Annotated in this window: 14 protein-coding genes and 1 pseudogene; 4 read left to right on the top strand and 11 right to left on the bottom strand. The window is 64.4% G+C overall.

All coding sequences use genetic code 11. The features are described 5' to 3' along the window. Nucleotides 1–45 precede the first annotated feature (45 nt). The gene (locus tag IVA75_RS32715; protein ID WP_247287816.1) at nucleotides 46–843 is read right to left on the bottom strand and encodes a fumarylacetoacetate hydrolase family protein; all 798 of its coding nucleotides are present in this window, start codon (nucleotides 841–843) and stop codon (nucleotides 46–48) included. A 202-nt stretch (nucleotides 844–1,045) separates the two neighbouring features. Here IVA75_RS32715 and IVA75_RS32720 point away from each other — a divergent pair, with 202 nt between their 5' ends. Beyond that, complete coding sequence (locus tag IVA75_RS32720; protein WP_027519799.1) at nucleotides 1,046–1,945, top strand: LysR substrate-binding domain-containing protein; 900 nt, start codon at nucleotides 1,046–1,048, stop codon at nucleotides 1,943–1,945. A gap of 3 nt (nucleotides 1,946–1,948) precedes the next feature. Here IVA75_RS32720 and IVA75_RS32725 read toward each other — a convergent pair whose 3' ends face one another. From IVA75_RS32725 to IVA75_RS32765, 9 genes and pseudogenes are all read right to left on the bottom strand, one after another. Further along, nucleotides 1,949–3,436, bottom strand: coding sequence for an amidase family protein (locus tag IVA75_RS32725; protein WP_247287815.1), 1,488 nt, complete (start codon nucleotides 3,434–3,436; stop codon nucleotides 1,949–1,951). Nucleotides 3,437–3,452: 16 nt separating this feature from the next. Continuing rightward, complete coding sequence (locus tag IVA75_RS32730; protein ID WP_247287814.1) at nucleotides 3,453–4,250, bottom strand: xanthine dehydrogenase family protein subunit M; 798 nt, start codon at nucleotides 4,248–4,250, stop codon at nucleotides 3,453–3,455. A gap of 11 nt (nucleotides 4,251–4,261) precedes the next feature. Beyond that, nucleotides 4,262–6,649, bottom strand: a complete 2,388-nt coding sequence (locus IVA75_RS32735) for a xanthine dehydrogenase family protein molybdopterin-binding subunit (protein ID WP_247287813.1) — start codon at nucleotides 6,647–6,649, stop codon at nucleotides 4,262–4,264. Nucleotides 6,650–6,651: 2 nt separating this feature from the next. Then, the gene (locus tag IVA75_RS32740) at nucleotides 6,652–7,143 is read right to left on the bottom strand and encodes a (2Fe-2S)-binding protein (RefSeq protein ID WP_247287812.1); all 492 of its coding nucleotides are present in this window, start codon (nucleotides 7,141–7,143) and stop codon (nucleotides 6,652–6,654) included. Nucleotides 7,144–7,164: 21 nt separating this feature from the next. After that, complete coding sequence (locus IVA75_RS32745) at nucleotides 7,165–8,271, bottom strand: ABC transporter ATP-binding protein (protein ID WP_247287811.1); 1,107 nt, start codon at nucleotides 8,269–8,271, stop codon at nucleotides 7,165–7,167. Between the two features lie 8 nt (nucleotides 8,272–8,279). Beyond that, a complete protein-coding gene (locus IVA75_RS32750) occupies nucleotides 8,280–9,185 on the bottom strand; it encodes an ABC transporter permease (protein ID WP_247287810.1) in 906 nt (301 codons plus the stop codon). After that, nucleotides 9,182–10,111, bottom strand: coding sequence for an ABC transporter permease (locus IVA75_RS32755; protein ID WP_247287808.1), 930 nt, complete (start codon nucleotides 10,109–10,111; stop codon nucleotides 9,182–9,184). Before IVA75_RS32755 ends, IVA75_RS32750 begins: the two co-directional genes overlap by 4 nt. 55 nt (nucleotides 10,112–10,166) lie before the next feature. After that, nucleotides 10,167–11,516 carry an extracellular solute-binding protein gene (locus IVA75_RS32760; RefSeq protein WP_247287806.1) on the bottom strand — a complete coding sequence of 450 codons (1,350 nt, stop codon included), beginning with the start codon at nucleotides 11,514–11,516 and terminating at the stop codon, nucleotides 10,167–10,169. A 264-nt stretch (nucleotides 11,517–11,780) separates the two neighbouring features. After that, nucleotides 11,781–13,083 (bottom strand): annotated as a pseudogene (locus tag IVA75_RS32765) (MFS transporter). 368 nt (nucleotides 13,084–13,451) lie between these two features. Between IVA75_RS32765 and IVA75_RS32770 the strand changes: the two are divergent. From IVA75_RS32770 to IVA75_RS32780, 3 genes are read left to right on the top strand one after another with little or no spacing between them, the layout of a single operon-like run. Then, nucleotides 13,452–14,666, top strand: coding sequence for an ABC transporter substrate-binding protein (locus tag IVA75_RS32770; protein ID WP_247287804.1), 1,215 nt, complete (start codon nucleotides 13,452–13,454; stop codon nucleotides 14,664–14,666). A gap of 7 nt (nucleotides 14,667–14,673) precedes the next feature. After that, complete coding sequence (locus IVA75_RS32775) at nucleotides 14,674–16,407, top strand: FAD-dependent oxidoreductase (protein WP_247287802.1); 1,734 nt, start codon at nucleotides 14,674–14,676, stop codon at nucleotides 16,405–16,407. 17 nt (nucleotides 16,408–16,424) lie between these two features. Further along, nucleotides 16,425–17,219, top strand: coding sequence for an IclR family transcriptional regulator (locus IVA75_RS32780; RefSeq protein WP_247287800.1), 795 nt, complete (start codon nucleotides 16,425–16,427; stop codon nucleotides 17,217–17,219). A gap of 144 nt (nucleotides 17,220–17,363) precedes the next feature. Here IVA75_RS32780 and IVA75_RS32785 read toward each other — a convergent pair whose 3' ends face one another. Further along, nucleotides 17,364–18,143: an SDR family oxidoreductase gene (locus IVA75_RS32785; protein WP_247287799.1), complete on the bottom strand. Its 780-nt coding sequence runs from the start codon at nucleotides 18,141–18,143 to the stop codon at nucleotides 17,364–17,366. Nucleotides 18,144–18,177 lie beyond the last annotated feature (34 nt).

Consider the following 18,177-nt stretch of genomic DNA (forward strand, 5'->3'; position numbering starts at 1 on the left):
AAAACGTCCCGCCCCTCACTTTCCGCAGGCGGGGAGAGGGGAGCGCTAGACGATCTTGATCGACATGTCCGGCAAGCCGTCGAGCTTGCACAACAGCACGTCGCCCTTCACGACCGGGCCGACATTCTCCGGCGTGCCGGAATAGATGATGTCGCCGGCCTTCAGCTCGAAGGCTTCCGACAGTTTTGCGATCTGCTCGGCCACGCTCCAGATCATCTTGCTGAGATCCGAGCTCTGCTTCACCGTCCCGTTGATCGCCAGCGAAATGGCGCCCTTGTCGAAATGGCCGGTCTTGCTGGCCGGGTGGATCGGTCCGATCACCGCGGCGTGGTCAAAGCTCTTGCCGATCTCCCACGGCTTCTTTTCCGCGGCCATGCCGTTCTGGAGATCGCGCCGGGTCATGTCGAGGCCGAGCGCGTAGCCATAGACATGGTCGAGCGCCTTCTCGGCCGGAATGTTGGAGCCGCCGGACTTCAGCGCGGCGACCAGCTCGACTTCGTGGTGATAGTTCTTGGTCAGCGACGGATAGGGATGGTCGGCGACCTCGCCCACAGCGACGTTCTGGATTGCGTCGGTCGGCTTCTGGAAGAAGAACGGCGGCTCGCGGTTCGGGTCCGAGCCGCGCTCGATCGCGTGCGCCGCATAGTTGCGCCCGATGCAGTAGATGCGGCGGACCTGGAACACCTGGGTTTCGCCGACGATCGGAATGGTGACCATCGGCACCGGAAAGATCGGCTTCGGCCCGGCCTGCGCAGCCGCCGGCGCAACTTCCGCGATTGACGCAGCACTTGCCGCCGCGGCAATTGCAAGCAGCTCTCGTCGCGTTGCTGATCTCTCTTTCATGTTTTGTGCTCCCTTTTTGTGTTCGTTGGGCGCATCATGCGCGCCGAGCCGCCTGATAATCAATATTCAGTATGCCAGCAATGCTGGACCGACACGTCGCTTAATTGATGAGAACAGGCCGTCTGCGACCGGGCCTTCCCACCCCGGCTCCCATTCGCCCTAGCATGGAACTTGCATAAATTCTGGGCGACATGGATGCCGCATGAACCTCATCAGCCTCGATATCCGCATGCTCCGGTCGCTGATCTCCGTGGTCGAGACCGGCAGCATTACCGAGACCGCGCGGCGGCTGGGCCGCACCCAGCCGGCGATCACCCTGCAATTGCAGCGGCTGGAGGAGCTCACCGGGAAACAATTGTTCGAGCATGCCGGGCGCCGGCTGACGCTGAGCGAGGACGGCACCACGGTTCTCACCTACGCGAAATCCATCCTGCGGTTGCATGACGAATTGATTTCGCAATTGGCGTCACAGGAGATCGAGGGTCAGGTCGTACTCGGCACGCCGGACCTCTATGCCGCATTCATGCTGCCGCAGATCCTCAGCGTGTTCCGAAAATCCTTCCCCCGCGTTCAGGTCGAGCTCAATTGCGCGCTCTCGACGCCGCTGGTGGGCCTGGTCAAGCGTGGCGATGTCGACATCGCGCTTGTCACCCGCATGAATGATTTTACGGGCGGCCAGGTGGTACGGCGCGAGCAACTGGTCTGGATGACCGGTGAGCAGTCTGCCGCGCACCAGGAACGGCCCATTCCGCTGGCATTGCTGCCGCCGGGCAACATCTATCGCGACTATGCGATCGACACGCTGGAACGCGCGAATTTGCGCTGGCGCATCGCCTGCGTCAGCGAAAGCGTCGGCGGCCTTCAGGCGGCGGCCTTCGCCGGCATGGCCGTGACCGTACTCGGCCGCAGCGCCCTGGTGCCGGCGATGCGCGAGATCGGCCCGAACGAGGGCCTGCCGCCGCTGCCGAAGATCGAGCTGCTGCTCTACAAGTCGAGCGGCGCAACCTCGAAGGCGGCGACCGCCTTGCACGACTATCTCGCGCACTATCTGCGCCTCGACGAAGAGCTCAGCGGCCGCGGCGACCCGATCGAGCTGTCCTGAGCTTCATACCTTCGCGCGCGTGGGACTTTCGCGGAGCGCCAGTGACGGCCAGAAGTTTGCCCAGGGCTGCGCCGCCTCGAACGCAGCGGCGATGCGGAAGATCGTGGGCTCGTCGAGCCACGGAGCGACGATCTGCAAGCCGATCGGCATTCCGTCGCGATCGAAGCCGCAGGGCAGCGTCGCCGCCGGAAGACCGGCGAGGTTGACCGGCCAGGTGAAGGGCGACCAGCCGAGATGCGGATCGACCTTGCCACCGTCGATCATGTCGACGCCGATGCGGCCGGCCTCGAACGCGGTCACCGCGACAGTCGGCGTCACCAGCGCATCGACGCGCTCGAAAAGCTTCAGGAAGCCGCTGCGAGCCTGGCCGCGGCGATACCCCGCTTCGATATAGTCCGTGCCGCTGTAGCGTCGGCCTGCACTGATGACGTCAAGATAATCTGCTTCGGAGCTGGCGAGATCGGCCGTGGTCCTGGTCGCGACCGCGGCCGCCTGTTCGGTGAAGGCGATCGGCTTCAGCGTGTGTTCGAGGATGCCGGGATCGAGGCCGGGACCATCCATGGTGACCTGCGCGCCGCAGGCATCGAGAATGGCCAGCGCCTTGCCGAACGCCGCGCGCACATCGGGACTGACGGCGGCGTAGCCGAAATCGACGCTGGCGCCGATACGAATACCGTTCAACGGCGCGGCGTTCGTGTCGAACCGCCGCGCCGCCACCGGCAGGCTCGCGGGATCGCGCAGATCGTAGCCGGCGATGATCTCCAGCGTCAGCGCGGCATCCGCGACCGTGCGCGTGATCGGCCCGGTATGCGCGAGCGACCCCCAGGAGGGCGGCGAGAAGCCGGGCGAACGCGGCACCAGCCCAAACGTCGGCTTCAGGCCGAACACCCCGCAGAAGGACGAGGGCACGCGGATCGAGCCGACGCCATCGGTTCCGATCGCGATCGGACCGCAGCCGGCGGCAACACCCGCCGCCGCGCCGCCGCTCGATCCGCCACTGGTGCGACCGGGGTCCCAGGGATTGCGCGTGGTGCCGGTGACCGGGCTGTCCGCCGTCAACTTGTAACCGGACTCGCAGGTCGTGGTCTTGCAGGTGACGATGGCACCCGCCTCCTTCAGCGCCGAGACAACCGCCGCGTCGACATCGGGCACGAATGCCTTGTTCATCGGCGAGCCGCCATAGGCCGGCACGCCCGCGACAAAGACCAGGTCCTTGATCGTCACGGGTACGCCCGCGAGCGCCCCCTTGGCTTCGCCGGCGCGCATCTCCCTGGTGAGACGATCGGCCTCCGCCCTCGCCTGCTCGTACATCGGCGTCACCACCGCATTGCATGCCTCATTGGTCACCTCCAGGGCGGCAATGGTGTCGTCGACGACATCGCGTGGAGTGAACGCCTTGCGCCGGTAGCCGGCCAGGATCTCGGTTGCGGAAAGCGAGCCAAGGCCAGTCGGCGCCGGCGGGAAGGCCGTTCGGCCGGAACCATCAGTCATCATCAACCCTAAAGAGCTAGCTGAGCGCCGCGTCGACGGCGCGCTTGGCCATGACCGTGACGAGGTGCGCCCGGTAGTCGGCTTCGGCATGGATGTCGGAAGTGAGGCCCTCAGTGTCGATCTTGATCGCCGCGATCGCGGACGGATCGAAACTTCGAGACAGCGCTTCTTCCATCGGAGGAACGCGGAATACGCCGGAGCCCGCTCCGGTCACGGCCACGCGAACGCCATCGGCGAATTTCGCCACGAACACGCCGACCAACGCATAGCGCGACGCCGGCGCCTTGAACTTGACGTAGCCTGCCTTGAGCGGCACCGGAAAGCGGATCGCCGTGATGATCTCGCCAGGTTCGAGCGCGGTCTCGAACAGGCCGCGGAAGAACCCGTCGGCCGCGATCTCCCGTGTGCTGGTGACGATGGTCGCATCAAGACCGAGCACGCCAGCGGGATAATCGGCCGCCGGATCGTTGTTCGCGACCGAGCCGCCGATGGTGCCGCGGATGCGCACGGCGGGATCGCCGATCATCGAGGCCAGCGCGGCGAGACCGGGGATCTTTCCCTGCACCAGCTTCGAGGCGGCCACCACCGCATGTGGCGTCATCGCACCGATGGTGATTGTGGCGCCGTCGTCGCTGATGCCCTTCAGATGTCCCAGCTTCGACAGATCGATCAAGGCTGGCGGACTGGCGAGCCGCTGCTTCAGCGTCGGGATCAGCGTCATGCCGCCGGCGACGAGCTTGCTGTCCTCGATCGAGGTCAGCAGTTTAGCAGCGTCGGGAATCCGGTCCGGTTGGTGATAGGCAAACGGCTTCATTGTCATCCTCCCTATTCCGCAGCGACCGGCAGCGATGCATTTTGCAGCAGGCGCCAGATCCGGTTCGGCGTCGCCGGCATGTCGACATGGGTGACGCCGAGATGCGACAGCGCATCGACCACCGCGTTGATGACCGCGGCCGGCGAACCGATGGTGCCGACCTCGCCGCAGCCCTTCACGCCCATCGGCGTATGCGTACACAGCGTCGAATGGGTCGCGATGTTCATCATCGGCATGTGGTCGGCACGCGGCATGCAGTAATCCATCAGCGAGCCCGACAGCAGCTGGCCCGAGCCCTCGTCATAGACCGCGTTCTCGTACAGCGCCTGGCCGACGCCCTGCACGATGCCGCCATGCAACTGGCCCTCGACTATCATCGGGTTGATAACAGTGCCGACGTCGTCGACCGCGGTGTAATTGACCAGCGTCACCGTGCCGGTTTCCGGGTCGATCTCGACCTCGGCAATGTGGCAGCCGCCGGGATAGGTGAAGTTGACGGGATCATAATAAGCCTGCTCTTCCAGTCCCGGCTCCAGCACTTCGAGCGGATAGTCGTGCGGCACGTAGGCGGCGCCCGCGATCTCCTCGAACGTCTTCATGCGGTCGGTGCCTGCGACTGAGAATTTTCCGGCCTCGAACTGGATGTCCACTTCGGCCGCCTCAAGCAGATGCGCCGCAATCTTCTTGCCCTTCGCGACCACCTTGTCCGTCGCCTTCGACAGCGCCGCGCCGCCGACCACCAGCGAACGCGAGCCATAGGTACCCATGCCGAACTGCACGCGGTCGGTATCGCCGAACACGATGTCGACATTGTCAAACGCGACGCCGAGCTTATCCGAGACGATCTGCGCGAACGTCGTCTCGTGGCCCTGGCCGTGATTGTGCGTGCCGATCATGACCGTGACCTGGCCGGTCGGATGCACGCGTACCGTAGCGCTCTCATAGAGCCCGCCGCGCGCGCCCAGCCGTCCTGCGAAGCGCGACGGCGCAAGGCCGCAGGCCTCGACATAGGTCGAGTAGCCGAGCCCGCGGAATTTGCCCCTGCGCGCCGACTCCGCCTTGCGGATACCGAAGTTCTTGACGTCGGCCGCGACAAGGGCGCCGTCGAGACATCCCATCGGATCGCCGGAATCGTATTGCACCAGCACCGGCGTCTGATACGGGTAAGCCTCCTTCGGGATCATGTTGCGTCGGCGGATCTCGACCCGGTCGATCCCCATCTCGCTGGCTGCGACGTCGACGATTCGCTCCAGCACGAAGGTCGCCTCGGGACGGCCGGCGCCACGATAGGCGTCGACCGGAACCGTGTTGGTGAACACTACCTTCACGTTGCAGTAGATTGCCGGCGTGGTGTAGACGCCGCCGAGCAGCGGTCCGTAGAGATTGGTCGGGATGTTCGGCCCGAAAGTCGAGAGATAGCCGCCCATATTGGCGAGCGTGTTGACGCGGAAGGCCAGAAACTTTCCGGTCTCGTCCAGTGCGAGTTCGGCCTCGGTGACGTGATCGCGGCCGTGGCGATCGGAGACGTAGCCTTCGGAGCGGCTCGCGACCCATTTGATCGGCCGCATCACGCGCTTGGCGGCCCAGGTGATCACGGCCTCCTCGCCGTAGTGGAACTGCTTGACGCCAAAGCCGCCGCCGACATCGGGCGCGACCACGCGCAGCTTGTGCTGCGGAATGTTCAGCACCAGCGCGCCCATCAGGAAGCGCACGACATGCGGGAATTGGCTGGTGGTCCACAGCGTGAAGCGATCGGTGCCGGGCTCATATTCGGCGATCGCCGCGCGCGGCTCCATCGGGTTGCCGATCAGCCTGTTGTTGACGAGGCTGAGCTTTGCGATGTGCGCCGCTTTCCGGAACGCGGTCTCGACCGCCGCCTTGTCGCCGAGCTCCCAGTCGCAACAGATGTTGTTCGGCACGTCGTCGAACAGTTGCGGCGCGCCGGGTCGCACGGCTTCGAGCACGCCGACCACTGAGGGCAGCACCTCGTAATCGACCGTCAGCAACTCGGCTGCAGCGCTAGCCTGCGCCTGCGTCTCCGCGATGACGAAGGCCACCATGTCGCCGACGAAGCGCACCTTGCCCTGCGCCAGCATCGGGAACGGCGGCTCCTTCATCGGCACGCCCTTGGCATCCGTGATACCCCAGCCGCAGGGCAGCGAGCCTAACTTGTCCGCGGCGGCATCCTCGCCGGTCAGGACCGCGATGACGCCGGGCGATGCCAGGGCCGCACTCTTGTCGATGCTGCGCAGGATCGCGTGTCCATGCGGCGAGCGCACGAACACACCGGCCGTCATGCCGGGACGCTTGATGTCGGAGACGTAATTGCCGCGGCCGGTGAGGAAGCGCTGGTCCTCTTTCCGTTTAGGTGAGGCGCCGATCCCGATCACATTGCCCATGGTTACTCTCCCCTGGCGGCGTTCATGGCGGCAGCGCCTGCCATGACCGAGACGACGATGTTCTGATAACCGGTGCAGCGGCAGATATTGCCTTCAAGGCCGTGGCGGACGTCGGCTTCCGTGAGGTCCGGCTTCTCGGTCGCGAGCGCCACCGCCGTCATCAGCATGCCGGGCGTGCAAAAGCCGCATTGCAGACCGTGATGCTCACGAAACGCTTCCTGCATCGGATGCATCTGGTTCGAACCGGGGGCGCCGTGAAGCCCCTCGATGGTGAGCAGCGTCGTACCGTCGAGCGCAGCAGCCAGCAGCGTGCAGCTCTTCACCGGCAGACCATCGAGGTGCACGACACAGGCGCCGCATTGGCTGGTGTCGCAGCCGATATGGGTGCCGGTGAGGTTGAGCCGCTCGCGCAGCAGCTCGGCGACCAGCGTCGCCGGCTCAACATCGATGGTGGTCGGCCGTCCGTTGAGTGTGAAGGATATCTGCACGATCATACTCCTGTGCGCGACGGGTCTTTAGAAAAGTGGAAGCGCGCTGCCGGTGGCCCATGTGGCCATCACGACGTCGCCGACGGTGAACGGATCCGCGAAGAAGGTCTTTTCTGGCACATAGGCGACGAACGCGTCGTCCGGCACGGTGTCCAGCATGACCTTGACGAAATAGCCCTGGTATTCGATCGCGAGCACGCGACTCGGCAGCGACGTAGAGCAGCCCGGCGGCAGCTCCCTGCCCGGCCGGACCAGCGCGACATCGTCGCGGCGCACGGCGATATCGATCTTGTCACCGACGCTAACCGTAGACCGCGCTTGAAGTGGGACCTCGATGCCATCAGGCGCGGCCTGCACGAGCGTAAAGGTCGAACCGTTGACCTTCTCGACCCGCCCCGACAGCACGTTCTGCCCGCCCATGAACTCGGCGACGTAGCGATCGTGCGGATGGGCATAGACGTCGCGGGCCGCGCCCGCCTGCTTGATCTTGCCCTGCTCCATCACCACCACCAGATCGGCGAGCGCGATCGCCTCGAGCTGGGTGTGGGTGACGTGGATGAAGGTGATGCCGAGCTCCTGCTGCATTCGCCTGAGCTCCTGGCGCATCTGCACGCGGAGCTGCTCGTCGAGGGCGGAGAGCGGTTCATCGAGCAAAAGTACCCTCGGCTCGGTGATCGCGGCGCGCGCCAGCGCCACACGCTGTTGCTGGCCGCCGGAGAGCTGCGCCGGCAGGCGATCGGCGAACTGCGTCAGCCGCACTTTCTCGATCATGGCATCCGCAGCGCGCAGACGATCGGCCTTCGACATGCCACGTACGCGCAAGGCGAACGCGATATTGTCGCGCACGGTCAGGTGCGGGAACAGCGCGTAGGACTGAAACATCATCGCGGTGCGTCGCTGCACCGGCGCGAGCCCGACGACGTTCTGGCCGCCGATGACGATCTCGCCGGCGGTCGGGTCCTCGTGGCCGGCGATCATGCGCAGAATCGTGGTCTTTCCGCAGCCGGATGGACCGATGAAGCAGCAATAGGCGCCATCGGCGATCTTGAGGTTGACGCCGTCGACCACATTGCTGACGCCGTCAAAGCTCTTGCAGACGCCCGCCAGTTCGATATCGCCGCGATCGCTCTTCATTTCCCAGCTCAACCCTTTGTGCTGCTGCCGCGTTTCTTCTGGATCAGCACGATGCTGCCCAGGCTCGCGCCGATGACGATGAAGGACACGATCGTCGTCACCGTGCCGAGCGCGTAAAGCGAGGGCGACGTGACGTTCAAGGTCATGCTCCAGATCTCCAGCGGCAGCGTGTTCAGTGAGCCCGCGGTCTGGAGGCTGCGCGCGAACTCGTCGTAGGAGAGCGTGAAGCCGAACAGCGCGACCGCGACCAGGCCGGGCGCCAGCACCGGGATCATCACCAGCCGGATCGACTGCCAGCGGCTAGCGCCGAGGTCGTAGGCCGCCTCCTCCCAGACGTGGTTGAAGCGCGACATCACCGCGAACATCACGAGCACGCCGAACGGCAGCGTCCAGGACAGTTGCGCGCCGAGCGCCGAGGTGTACCAGCTCGCATTGAGCCCGAGCGCCTGGAACAACAGACCGGTGCCGAGGCCGAGCACGAGACCTGGTGCGACCAGGCTGCCGATCATCATGTAGAACACGACGGTGTCGCCGCGAAAGCGCTTGCGAAAGCCGAGCCCGGCGAGGAACGAGACCACCACCGTGATGACAGTGACAATGACGGCGAGCTTGATCGAGCGATCGAACGAGCCCTTGACGTCGCCGGTTCGCACCTGGGTGAAGAGATCGACGAACCAGTGCAGCGAAGTGCCCTTCATCGGGAACACGAGGCCGCCACGGATATCCTGGAACGACAGGACGTAGATACAGAACATCGGGCCGTACAGCGCGATCACATAGAACGCGAACAGTGTCGCCAGAACATAGAACGTCCACGGCCGGCCGCCCTTGCTCGGGGCAATCGCCTTGGTCGTCGCAGGCGCGACCGTCTTTGACATGTCGGTTTTGGGCATGTCGGCGAGAACCGCGCTCATCGCGTGATCTCCTGCCTGATGTCGACGGTACGCAGGATCAGCGAGACGATCGCGACCAGCACCAGCGTCAGCAACACCGCGCTGGCCGCCGCGGTCGGATATTGCAGTACGCCGACGTCCTCGTAGAACGCGCTGACCACCGAGGCCGAACCGCCGCCGGACATCACCTTGACCACGAAGAAATCGCCCATCACGATCGAGACGACGAAGATGGTGCCGAGGGCGATGCCGCTCTTGGACATCGGCACCACGATCAGGCGCATGATGTCGAAACGGCTGGCGCCTGCATCGATCGCGGCCTCGATCAGCTTCTTGTCGATCCGTGCCATGGAATTGAAGATCGGCACAATCATGAAAATGGTAAGCTGGTGGACATAGGCGATGACAACCGCGAGGTCCGAGAACAGCAGCACTTCCAGCGGCTGGCGGATCAGGCCGAGCCCCAGCAGCGCCTGGTTGATCAGGCCTTCCTTGCCGAGCAGCGGAATCCAGGAAATCATCCGGATGATGTTCGAGGTCCAGAACGGCACCGTGCAGAGCAGGAACAGGCCAATCGCCAGCAGCTGATTGCGGACGTGGAAGACCAGGAAGTATGCGACGAAGAAGCCAATGATTAGCGTGAAGACCCAGGTCAGCACCGTGAACTTGATCGTCGCCAGATAAAGCTTCAGCGTCAGCGCCGAATGCAGCACCTCGACATAGCTTGCGAGCGTGAAGCCCGGCGTCAGCCCGCCGAAGCCGTCGGTGGCGAAAAAGCTCGCGGCCAGCACGACCAGGATCGGCGCCACGAAGAACGGCACGAGCACCAGCACGAGCGGCGACACGTAGAGCCAGCCAGCGAGATTTGCGCGTGGTGAAGTTTGGGCTGAACTAAGAGCGGGACTAAGGCTTGGCTGCATGTCGGCAAACGCCTCGAACTCGGTCATTTGGCACCGGCGCATTGCCGCGCCGGCGCTTCATTCACGTCAGGTGAAGCAGGTTTCAGGCCACCTTGAAGTCGTTCCAGCGCTTGTTCATGTAGGCGGCTTCGTCCATCAGCGTGTTCCAGCAGGAGATGTTCTTGACGCGGTCGAGGAACGAGCCGCCGTCACGCTTGGTGCCGCTCTTCTCCATCGGCACGCCATAGGGGTCGTTGACCACCTCGGGCGCGGGCTGGCCCTCGTACCAGAATGCCCATTCGGCCGGCGTGAGGAATTTCTTCGCAGTCGAGGGGACCGGGCTGTAATAGCCGTAGCGCGCGACGAAGCCGCCCTGCCAACCCGACAGATACCAGTTGAGATATTCGTAGGCCGCGTCCAGCTTCTTGCCGGAGAGATGCTTCATCAGGCCCATGCCGTTGCACCAGCCGCGATAGCCTTCCTTGCCGTTCTTGATGTTGACCGGCGCGTAGACGCACGGGATTTCCTTCACGCGCACCGCGGCAACGGCCGGCGACCACATCGACTGGATGACCACTTCGCCCGCCGCCATCAGCTGCACTGACTGGTCGAAGGTGGTCCAGGTCGCGCGGAACTGGCCATGCTTCTTGAGCTCGATCAGCTTGTTGCAGGTAAAGTCGATCTCCTCCTTCGTCATGTTGCCCTTGTTGCCGTACTTGATCAGCCCGGCGCTTTCGAAGCAGAGCGCGGCGTCCATGATGCCGATCGCGGGCACGTCGAGGATCGCGGCCTTGCCCTTGAACTTGGGATCAATCAGATCCTTCCATTCCGTAACTTCATGGCCGACGAGGTCGGGGCGATAGCCGATGGAGTCGGCATTGTAGACCTGCGGCAGGAAGGTCGCCCATTCGGTCACGCCGTCGTTCAGATCGGTCGAATCGGGCTTGGCGATATACATGGCCTCGTAGGGCGAGATGCCCTGGCGCGGGATCTTGTGACCGTCGATCTCGCCCTTGGTGAAGATGGGCAGGATGTTGTCGAACTCCTTGACCTTCTTGACCTCGATGCCCTGGATCACGCCGCGCTTGGCGGCGAGCTTGGCCTGCCACCCCTCGAGATCGGCGATGTCGACCGTATTAGGCTGGCTTATGAAGCGGTTGATGGCGGCGGAGGTGTCGAGGTTCTGCATCGTCACCTTGAAGCCGAGATCCTTGGCCGCCTGGTCGCCGATCGCCTTCACCACCGAATAGGACACGCCGACATGGCGCAGCTCGATGTCCTTGATCTCCTGCGCCCAGATCGTCGGGAATCCGCGGATCGCGTCCGATCCTGCGGCCGCGCCGGCCACCGCCGCAGCGCCCTTCAACAGCGTGCGCCGGCTCAGCTTTTTCGCAGGCTTGTCGCTCGTCCCCGCCGGATTGGCAGTGGATGTCCCCTTGTCCCTGTCAAGCATGGCAACCCTCGTTGGCTACGATGAACGCTGCGCACCGGTCGCCATTGACCGGCTGCGGATGTGATCAATTGCGAGGGAGGCTATGGGCGGGATGTCGTGAAGTAAAATTGGAAGTAAAAATTCGCCGCATAAACGCGGCTAATGGTTCGCCCCGCTGCATCGGCTTTTGGCAGCGCGCATAAGAAGACGTCAGGACGTGCACACAAAAACGATAGCTTCGATCGTGCGGGCCCGCTGGCGCGGCAGACGTGATGAAGGCGATCCTCAGGACCTGAGCTGGTCCCGCGCCGTCTCCGGCGCCATCAGCGTCGCGATGATGGTGACGATCGACAGTGCAATGATGTAGACCGACACGGCCCAATAAGAACCGGCCCATGCCAGCAGTGCCGTCGCAATCAGCGGCGAGAAGCCGCCGCTCAGCGCCGCCGCAACGTTGGCTCCGAGCGATGCGCCGCTGTAGCGCACCTGGGTGCGGAACAGCTCCGGCATGAATGCCGCCTTCGGCCCGAACAGCAACGCATGCGTCAGTGTCATCGTGACGACAAGCGCGAGCGTGATCAGCGCCGGGTCCCTGGTGTCGAGGAACCAGAACAATGGAAACGCCAGCGCCACCGAGAACACGCCGCCGGCGAGATACAGCGCTTTGCGACCGAAGATGTCGGACAGCCAGCCGGCGAGGGGCAACGTCGCGAGCTCGACGAGCGCGGCATAGACCACCGCGTTGAGGATCACCTGCCGCGGCAGGCCGAGCTGCGTCGTGGCATAGACCACGGTGAAAACCGTGAGGAGATAAGCGAGCCCGACTTCGGACACCGTGATGCCGATCGCGAGCAGGAAGCTGCGCCAGTCGCGGCGCAGGACTTCCAGCGCCGGCTGCGCCAGAACCTCCTTGCGCTCGAGCACCTCCTTGAAGTGCGGCGTCTCCGCGAGTTTCAGCCGCACGATGAAGCCGACGCCGACGAGCAGGATGCTGATCAGAAACGGCACGCGCCAGCCCCAGCTCAGGAAGTCCGCCTCGGGCAGCTGCGTCATCAGACCAAAAATGCCGGTGGACGCGGCGACGCCGACGGGGAAGCCGGTCTGCACCAGGCTGCCGTAAAAGCCGCGGCGGTTGCCGGCGTGCTCGGCCACCATGACCACGGCGCCGCTCCACTCGCCACCGAGTCCAATGCCCTGGACGAAGCGCAAAAATGACGAGGAAGATCGGCGCCCAGACTCCGATCTGACTGTAGGTCGGCAGGCAACCGATCAGGATCGTGCCCAGTCCCATCGCGATCATGGTCGCGACCAGCATCTTCTTGCGGCCGAGCCGGTCGCCATAATGCCCGATGATCGCGCCGCCGATCGGCCGCGCGACGAAGCCGACCGCATAGGTCGAGAACGCCGCCAGCGTGCCGACGAAGGGATCGAAGCTTGGGAAGAACAGCTTGTTCAGCACCAGCGCCGCCGCCGTGCCGTAGATCAGGAAGTCATACCACTCGATCGCGGTGCCGAGCGCGCTCGCCCACACCACATGCGCCGTCGTCGATTTCTCCGCCGCACTGGAGACCCCCGATGCTGCCGTCATCGCCATGCCCCAAGATTCCTGGGCGCCATCATGGCCAATCGCGATGGCGGTTGCAACTTGTCCGGGCATAGTCGTCGACGAGGATCACAGTGGGTGACAATTGCGCACGACTGCTTCAGCACCGTCATTGCGAGGAGCCCTTGCGACGAAGCAATCCAGCATCCCGCAGCGGAAAGAACCTGGATTGCTTCGCTTCGCTCCCAATGACGTTGTTGAACAGTCGCGTGCGTCGCTCCGCAACCGCTTCGCGGCCTTCACCGAACCTGCATCCCCTTTATTCGCCATTGACAAACTTATTCACCATTATCTAACTTGCTGTCACAATAACCCAGCCGCGCCAAGCGGCCCATAAACGAGAGGGAACGACGATGAGAGGGCTTTTGGCCTGCGCCATGCTCGCGGCCATGACTTCGGCTGCCATGACCACCGTTGCGAACGCGCAAATCTCCGACGACGCCGTGCGGATCGGCGTGCTGACGGATCTGTCAAGCTGGGGCCGCGACAACAGCGGGCCGGGCTCCGTGGAGGCCGCGAAGATGGCGGTGGAGGAGTTCGGGCCCACCGTGCTCGGCAAGCCGATCGAGATCATCAGCGCCGACCACCAGATGAAGACCGACGTCGGCGTGCAGATCGTGCGCGGCTGGTTCGACAACGGCAAGGTCGATGCCGTCGTCGACATCCCCAACTCCGGCATCGCGATCGCCGTCCACAACATGGTGCGCGAGCGCAACAAGATCGCGCTGCTCTCCGGCCCCGGCGCAAGTTCGCTGACCGACGAGCTTTGCAGCCCGAACACCGTGCACTTCACCTACGATACCTACGCGCTGTCGAAGGTGACGGCCTCCGCCGTGATCAAGGAAGGCGGAAAGTCCTGGTACTTCATCACCGCCGATTACGCCTTCGGCCAGCAGCTCGAGAAGGACGCCACGCGCTTCATCAACGAGATGGGCGGCAAGGTCTTGGGTGGCGTGAAGCACCCGACCAACACGGCCGATTTCTCCTCCTTTGCACTCCAGGCGCAAAGCTCCAAATCGGACGTTGTCGCCTTCGCCAATGCGGGCCAGGACACCGACAATGCGATCAAGCAGTCGGGCGAGTTCGGCCTGGTCCAGGGCGGGCAGAAGCTGGTCGGCCTCCTGATGTTCGACACCGACGTGCACGCGATCGGGCTCAAATCAGCGCAGGGCACCTACATGACCACAGCGTCCTATTGGAACATGGACGAGGCAACCCGCGCCTGGTCGCGGAAATTCTACGAGCGCACCAAGGTGATGCCGACCATGATCCAGACCGGCGTCTACGGCTCGGTGCTGCATTATCTCAAGGCCATCAAGGCCGCCGGCACCGACGATCCCGCCAAGGCGATGGCCAAGATGCGCGAGCTGCCAATCGAGGATACATTCGTTCATGGCGGACGCTTGCGCGAGGACGGCCGCGTCATTCGCGACATGTATCTCGCCAAGGTGAAAACACCCGAGCAGTCCAAGGAACCCTGGGATTATTTGGAGATCATCAAGACGGTGAAGGGCGAGGACGCCTTCCGCCCGGTCTCCGAATCCAAATGTCCGCTGCTCAAGAAGTGAGGTCTGCATGACCGGCAACGAGCGCAACGCAATTGAGACTTACGAGTGCGATGTGCTCGTGGCCGGATCTGGCTGCTCCGGCATGTCGGCCGCGATCACCGCGGGCTATCGCGGTCTCGACGTCCTGATCGTCGAGAAGGAGCCACGCTTCGGCGGCACCACCGCCCGCTCCGGCGGCTGGTTGTGGATTCCCGGCACCTCGCTGGCCAAGGCTTACGGCATCGCGGAGACGCCCGAGGAGGCGCGGACCTACCTGCGGCACGAAGCCGGCAACAACTTTGACGCCGCGCGCGTCGATGCATTCCTGAGCGCCGGGCCCGAGGCGGTCGATTTTTTCACCAGCAAGACCGCACTCCGTTTCGACATGCCGCTGGTGTTCCCAGACTACCACGCCGAGGCGCCCGGCGGCACCCAGGGTGGCCGTTCGATGGTGGCGCGCCCGTTCGACGGCCGCGAGCTCGGCGACCAGATCAAGACCCTCGGCACGCCCCTGCCCGAGCTGACCGTATTCGGGATGATGCTCGGATCCGGCAAGGACATCGTCCATTTCATGCGCGCGACGAAGTCGCTGAATTCGGCGGTCTATGTCGCAAAGCGCCTGTCGCGGCATCTGATGGATGTGCTGCGCTATGGCCGTGGCATGACGCTGACCAACGGCAATGCGCTCGCCGGGCGACTGGCAAAATCCGCGCAGGATCTGAAGATTCCGATGTGGCTGTCCGCGCCGGTGCACGAGCTGACGGTCGAGAACGGCACTGTCACCGGCGCCATTGTCGCCCGCGAGGGACGCGACGTCCGCATTCGTGCCAGACAAGGCGTCGTGCTCGCCTGCGGCGGTTTCCCGCATGATATCGAACGGCGCAAGAAGATGTTTCCACACGCGCCGACTGGGAAAGAGCATTTTTCGCCGGGACCAACCGGCAACACCGGCGACGGCCTGCGGCTTGCGGAAAGCGCCGGCGGCCATATCGAGGACCGGCTCCCCAACGCGGCAGCCTGGGTCCCGGTCTCGGTCACCAAGCGCAAGGACGGCTCAAACGGTGTGATGCCGCATTTCATCGACCGCGCCAAACCCGGCGTGATCGCGGTGATGCGTGACGGCAAGCGCTTTGCCAATGAGGGCAATTCCTATCACGACTTCGTCCAGGCCATGGTCAAGGCGGCGAAACCGGGCGAGGAGATCGCGGCGTACCTGGTGTGCGATCACCCGACCCTGCGCAAATACGGCCTCGGCTGCGTGCCGCCCTTCCCGATGCCGCTGGGTCATCACCTCAAGACCGGCTATCTCATGCGCGGCGAGACGCTGGAGTCGCTCGCGGCAAAGGCGGGCATCGACAGCATGGCGTTCGTCGAGACCGTCAAGCAGTTCAATGCGACCGCACCACAGGGGCACGACGCCGCCTTCGGCAAGGGCTCGAAGGCCTATAACCGCTACCAGGGCGATGCGCTGCACGGCCCGAACCCCTGCGTCGCGCCGATCGAGAACGGGCCGTTCTACGCCATCAAGATGGTGGTCGGCGATCTCGGCACCTATGCAGGCATCGTCACCGACGAGAACGGGCGGGCGCTCGATGCGGAAGGACGGGTCATTCCGGGGCTCTATGCCGCCGGCAACGACATGGCGAGCATCATGGGCGGCAATTATCCCGGCGCCGGCATCACGCTTGGGCCGGCGCTCACCTTCGGCTACATTGCCGGCCGTCATCTCGCCGACAGCGCCGCCAAGCGCAACGCGGCGTAAGCCACGCCAGGAGGCGCATGAACAGAGAAAGCCGCGGCATCCAGTCGATCGAGGTCGGCGGCGAATTGCTCCGCGCCCTCGCCCGCAGCGGCGAGCCGATGATGCTGCGCGATCTCGCACGCGAGGCCGGCATGACGCCGGCCAAGGCGCATCCCTATCTCGCCAGCTTCTCCCGTATCGGCCTGATCGAGCAGGACGAGACCACCGGCCGTTACGAGATCGGCGCGCTGGCGCTGGAGCTCGGCCTGATCAGCCTGCGCCGCCTGTCCGGCGTACGCATCGCAGGACCGAAGATCGCGGCGCTCGCAAGTCAGATCGGGCATGCGGTCTCGCTCGCGGTCTGGGGGACGCACGGCCCGACCGTGGTGCAGCTCGAAGAACCCGGCCAGCCCGTTCACATCGTGATGCGCGCCGGCTCGGTGATGGCGCTGCTGGAGACGGCGACCGGCCGGGCCTTTGCGGCCTTCCTGCCGGAGAAGACGATCAACGCCGCACTCGAAAGCGGCCTCGATCGTCACGGCGTCGGCTACAATCCTAAGCGCGCCGTGAAAGGCGCGAAGCTCGCCGAGATGCTCACCGAGGTCCGCAAGCACGGCCTCGCCCGCGCGCTCGGCGACCCCCTGCCCGGCGTCAACGCATTCTCTGCGCCGGTGTTCGACCATTCCGGCCATGTCGCGCTGGTGATCACCGCGATGGGGCCCGAAGGCACTTTTGACGCGCGGTGGGACAGCCTGATCGCCCATGCTTTGCGCGATTGCGCGGGCGGCATTTCGAAACGGCTTGGTCACGGGATGACGGCTGCAGCGGAGTGAGGGGCAAACTGTTCGCCTCACAACGGCTGTCATGCCCCGCGAAGGCGGGGCATCCAGTACGCCGCAGCCCATCGCCTCCATCACTGCTGTCTCGGAGTACTGGATCGCCCGGTCAAGCCGGGCGATGACACGAATGGGTCCGCCCTACTTCTCCTTCACCGGCACCGTGTAATTCAGAATGAGCCGACCGCCGTCTGGGTAGATGGTCTGCCCAGTGATGTAGGAGGCATCGTCGCTCGCAAGAAACGCCACGACGGAGGCCACCTCGCCCGGCTCGCCGCCGCGGCCGGCCGGCGTGCGTGACATCACGGTCTTGCGGGCATCCTCCGAGGTGTAGATGGACGATGCCACCATGTCGGTCAGAATCGTTCCCGGCCCGACCGCGACAACGCGAATATTGTGCGGAGCGAGTGCGACGGCTGCGACCGAGGTGAGCTGCTTCATGCCGCCCTTGGACATGGCGTAGGTGGCAAGCGCCGGGATTGCCAGCAGTGCATTGACCGAGGACATGTTGATGATGACCCCGCCGCCGCCTTGCGCAATCATCTGCTTGGCCGCCGCCTGCACACCGAAGAATGCGCCCTTCAGGTTGATGCCAATGATCTCGTCGAATTCCTCTTCGGAGATCTCCAGGAGGTCCCGGTTACGAGCGACGCCGGCGTTGTTGACCATGATGTCGAGCCGGCCGAACTCCTTCACGGCCGTTGCGACCAGTTGGTCGACATCGGCACGCTTGGCGACGTTGCCGACGACGGTACGCAAGGCATCCGGTCGCGCGAGTTCGGCAGCCGTCGCGGCCAAGCCATCGGAATCGACATCCGAGATGACGACCTTGACGCCGTCGTCCAGGAATCTTTTCGCGCAAGCCTTGCCGATACCGCGCGCCGCGCCGGTGATGGCGGCGACCTTGCCGGTTAGTTTCATGGTCTCACTCCAGGATAGCTGCTTCGGGGCAGAC

The organism is Bradyrhizobium sp. 134, assembly GCF_023074155.1.
Lineage (GTDB): Bacteria > Pseudomonadota > Alphaproteobacteria > Rhizobiales > Xanthobacteraceae > Bradyrhizobium.

Bases quoted from the DNA above. Each gene is read 5' to 3' on its own strand.
- IVA75_RS32735 (WP_247287813.1), bottom strand. From the start codon at position 6,649: ATGGGCAATGTGATCGGGATCGGCGCCTCACCTAAACGGAAAGAGGAC.
- IVA75_RS32730 (WP_247287814.1), bottom strand. From the start codon at position 4,250: ATGAAGCCGTTTGCCTATCACCAACCGGACCGGATTCCCGACGCTGCT.
- IVA75_RS32770 (WP_247287804.1), top strand. From the start codon at position 13,452: ATGAGAGGGCTTTTGGCCTGCGCCATGCTCGCGGCCATGACTTCGGCT.
- IVA75_RS32745 (WP_247287811.1), bottom strand. From the start codon at position 8,271: ATGAAGAGCGATCGCGGCGATATCGAACTGGCGGGCGTCTGCAAGAGC.
- IVA75_RS32750 (WP_247287810.1), bottom strand. From the start codon at position 9,185: ATGAGCGCGGTTCTCGCCGACATGCCCAAAACCGACATGTCAAAGACG.
- IVA75_RS32775 (WP_247287802.1), top strand. From the start codon at position 14,674: ATGACCGGCAACGAGCGCAACGCAATTGAGACTTACGAGTGCGATGTG.
- IVA75_RS32785 (WP_247287799.1), bottom strand. From the start codon at position 18,143: ATGAAACTAACCGGCAAGGTCGCCGCCATCACCGGCGCGGCGCGCGGT.
- IVA75_RS32755 (WP_247287808.1), bottom strand. From the start codon at position 10,111: ATGACCGAGTTCGAGGCGTTTGCCGACATGCAGCCAAGCCTTAGTCCC.
- IVA75_RS32720 (WP_027519799.1), top strand. From the start codon at position 1,046: ATGAACCTCATCAGCCTCGATATCCGCATGCTCCGGTCGCTGATCTCC.
- IVA75_RS32780 (WP_247287800.1), top strand. From the start codon at position 16,425: ATGAACAGAGAAAGCCGCGGCATCCAGTCGATCGAGGTCGGCGGCGAA.
- IVA75_RS32715 (WP_247287816.1), bottom strand. From the start codon at position 843: ATGAAAGAGAGATCAGCAACGCGACGAGAGCTGCTTGCAATTGCCGCG.
- IVA75_RS32760 (WP_247287806.1), bottom strand. From the start codon at position 11,516: ATGCTTGACAGGGACAAGGGGACATCCACTGCCAATCCGGCGGGGACG.
- IVA75_RS32740 (WP_247287812.1), bottom strand. From the start codon at position 7,143: ATGATCGTGCAGATATCCTTCACACTCAACGGACGGCCGACCACCATC.
- IVA75_RS32725 (WP_247287815.1), bottom strand. From the start codon at position 3,436: ATGACTGATGGTTCCGGCCGAACGGCCTTCCCGCCGGCGCCGACTGGC.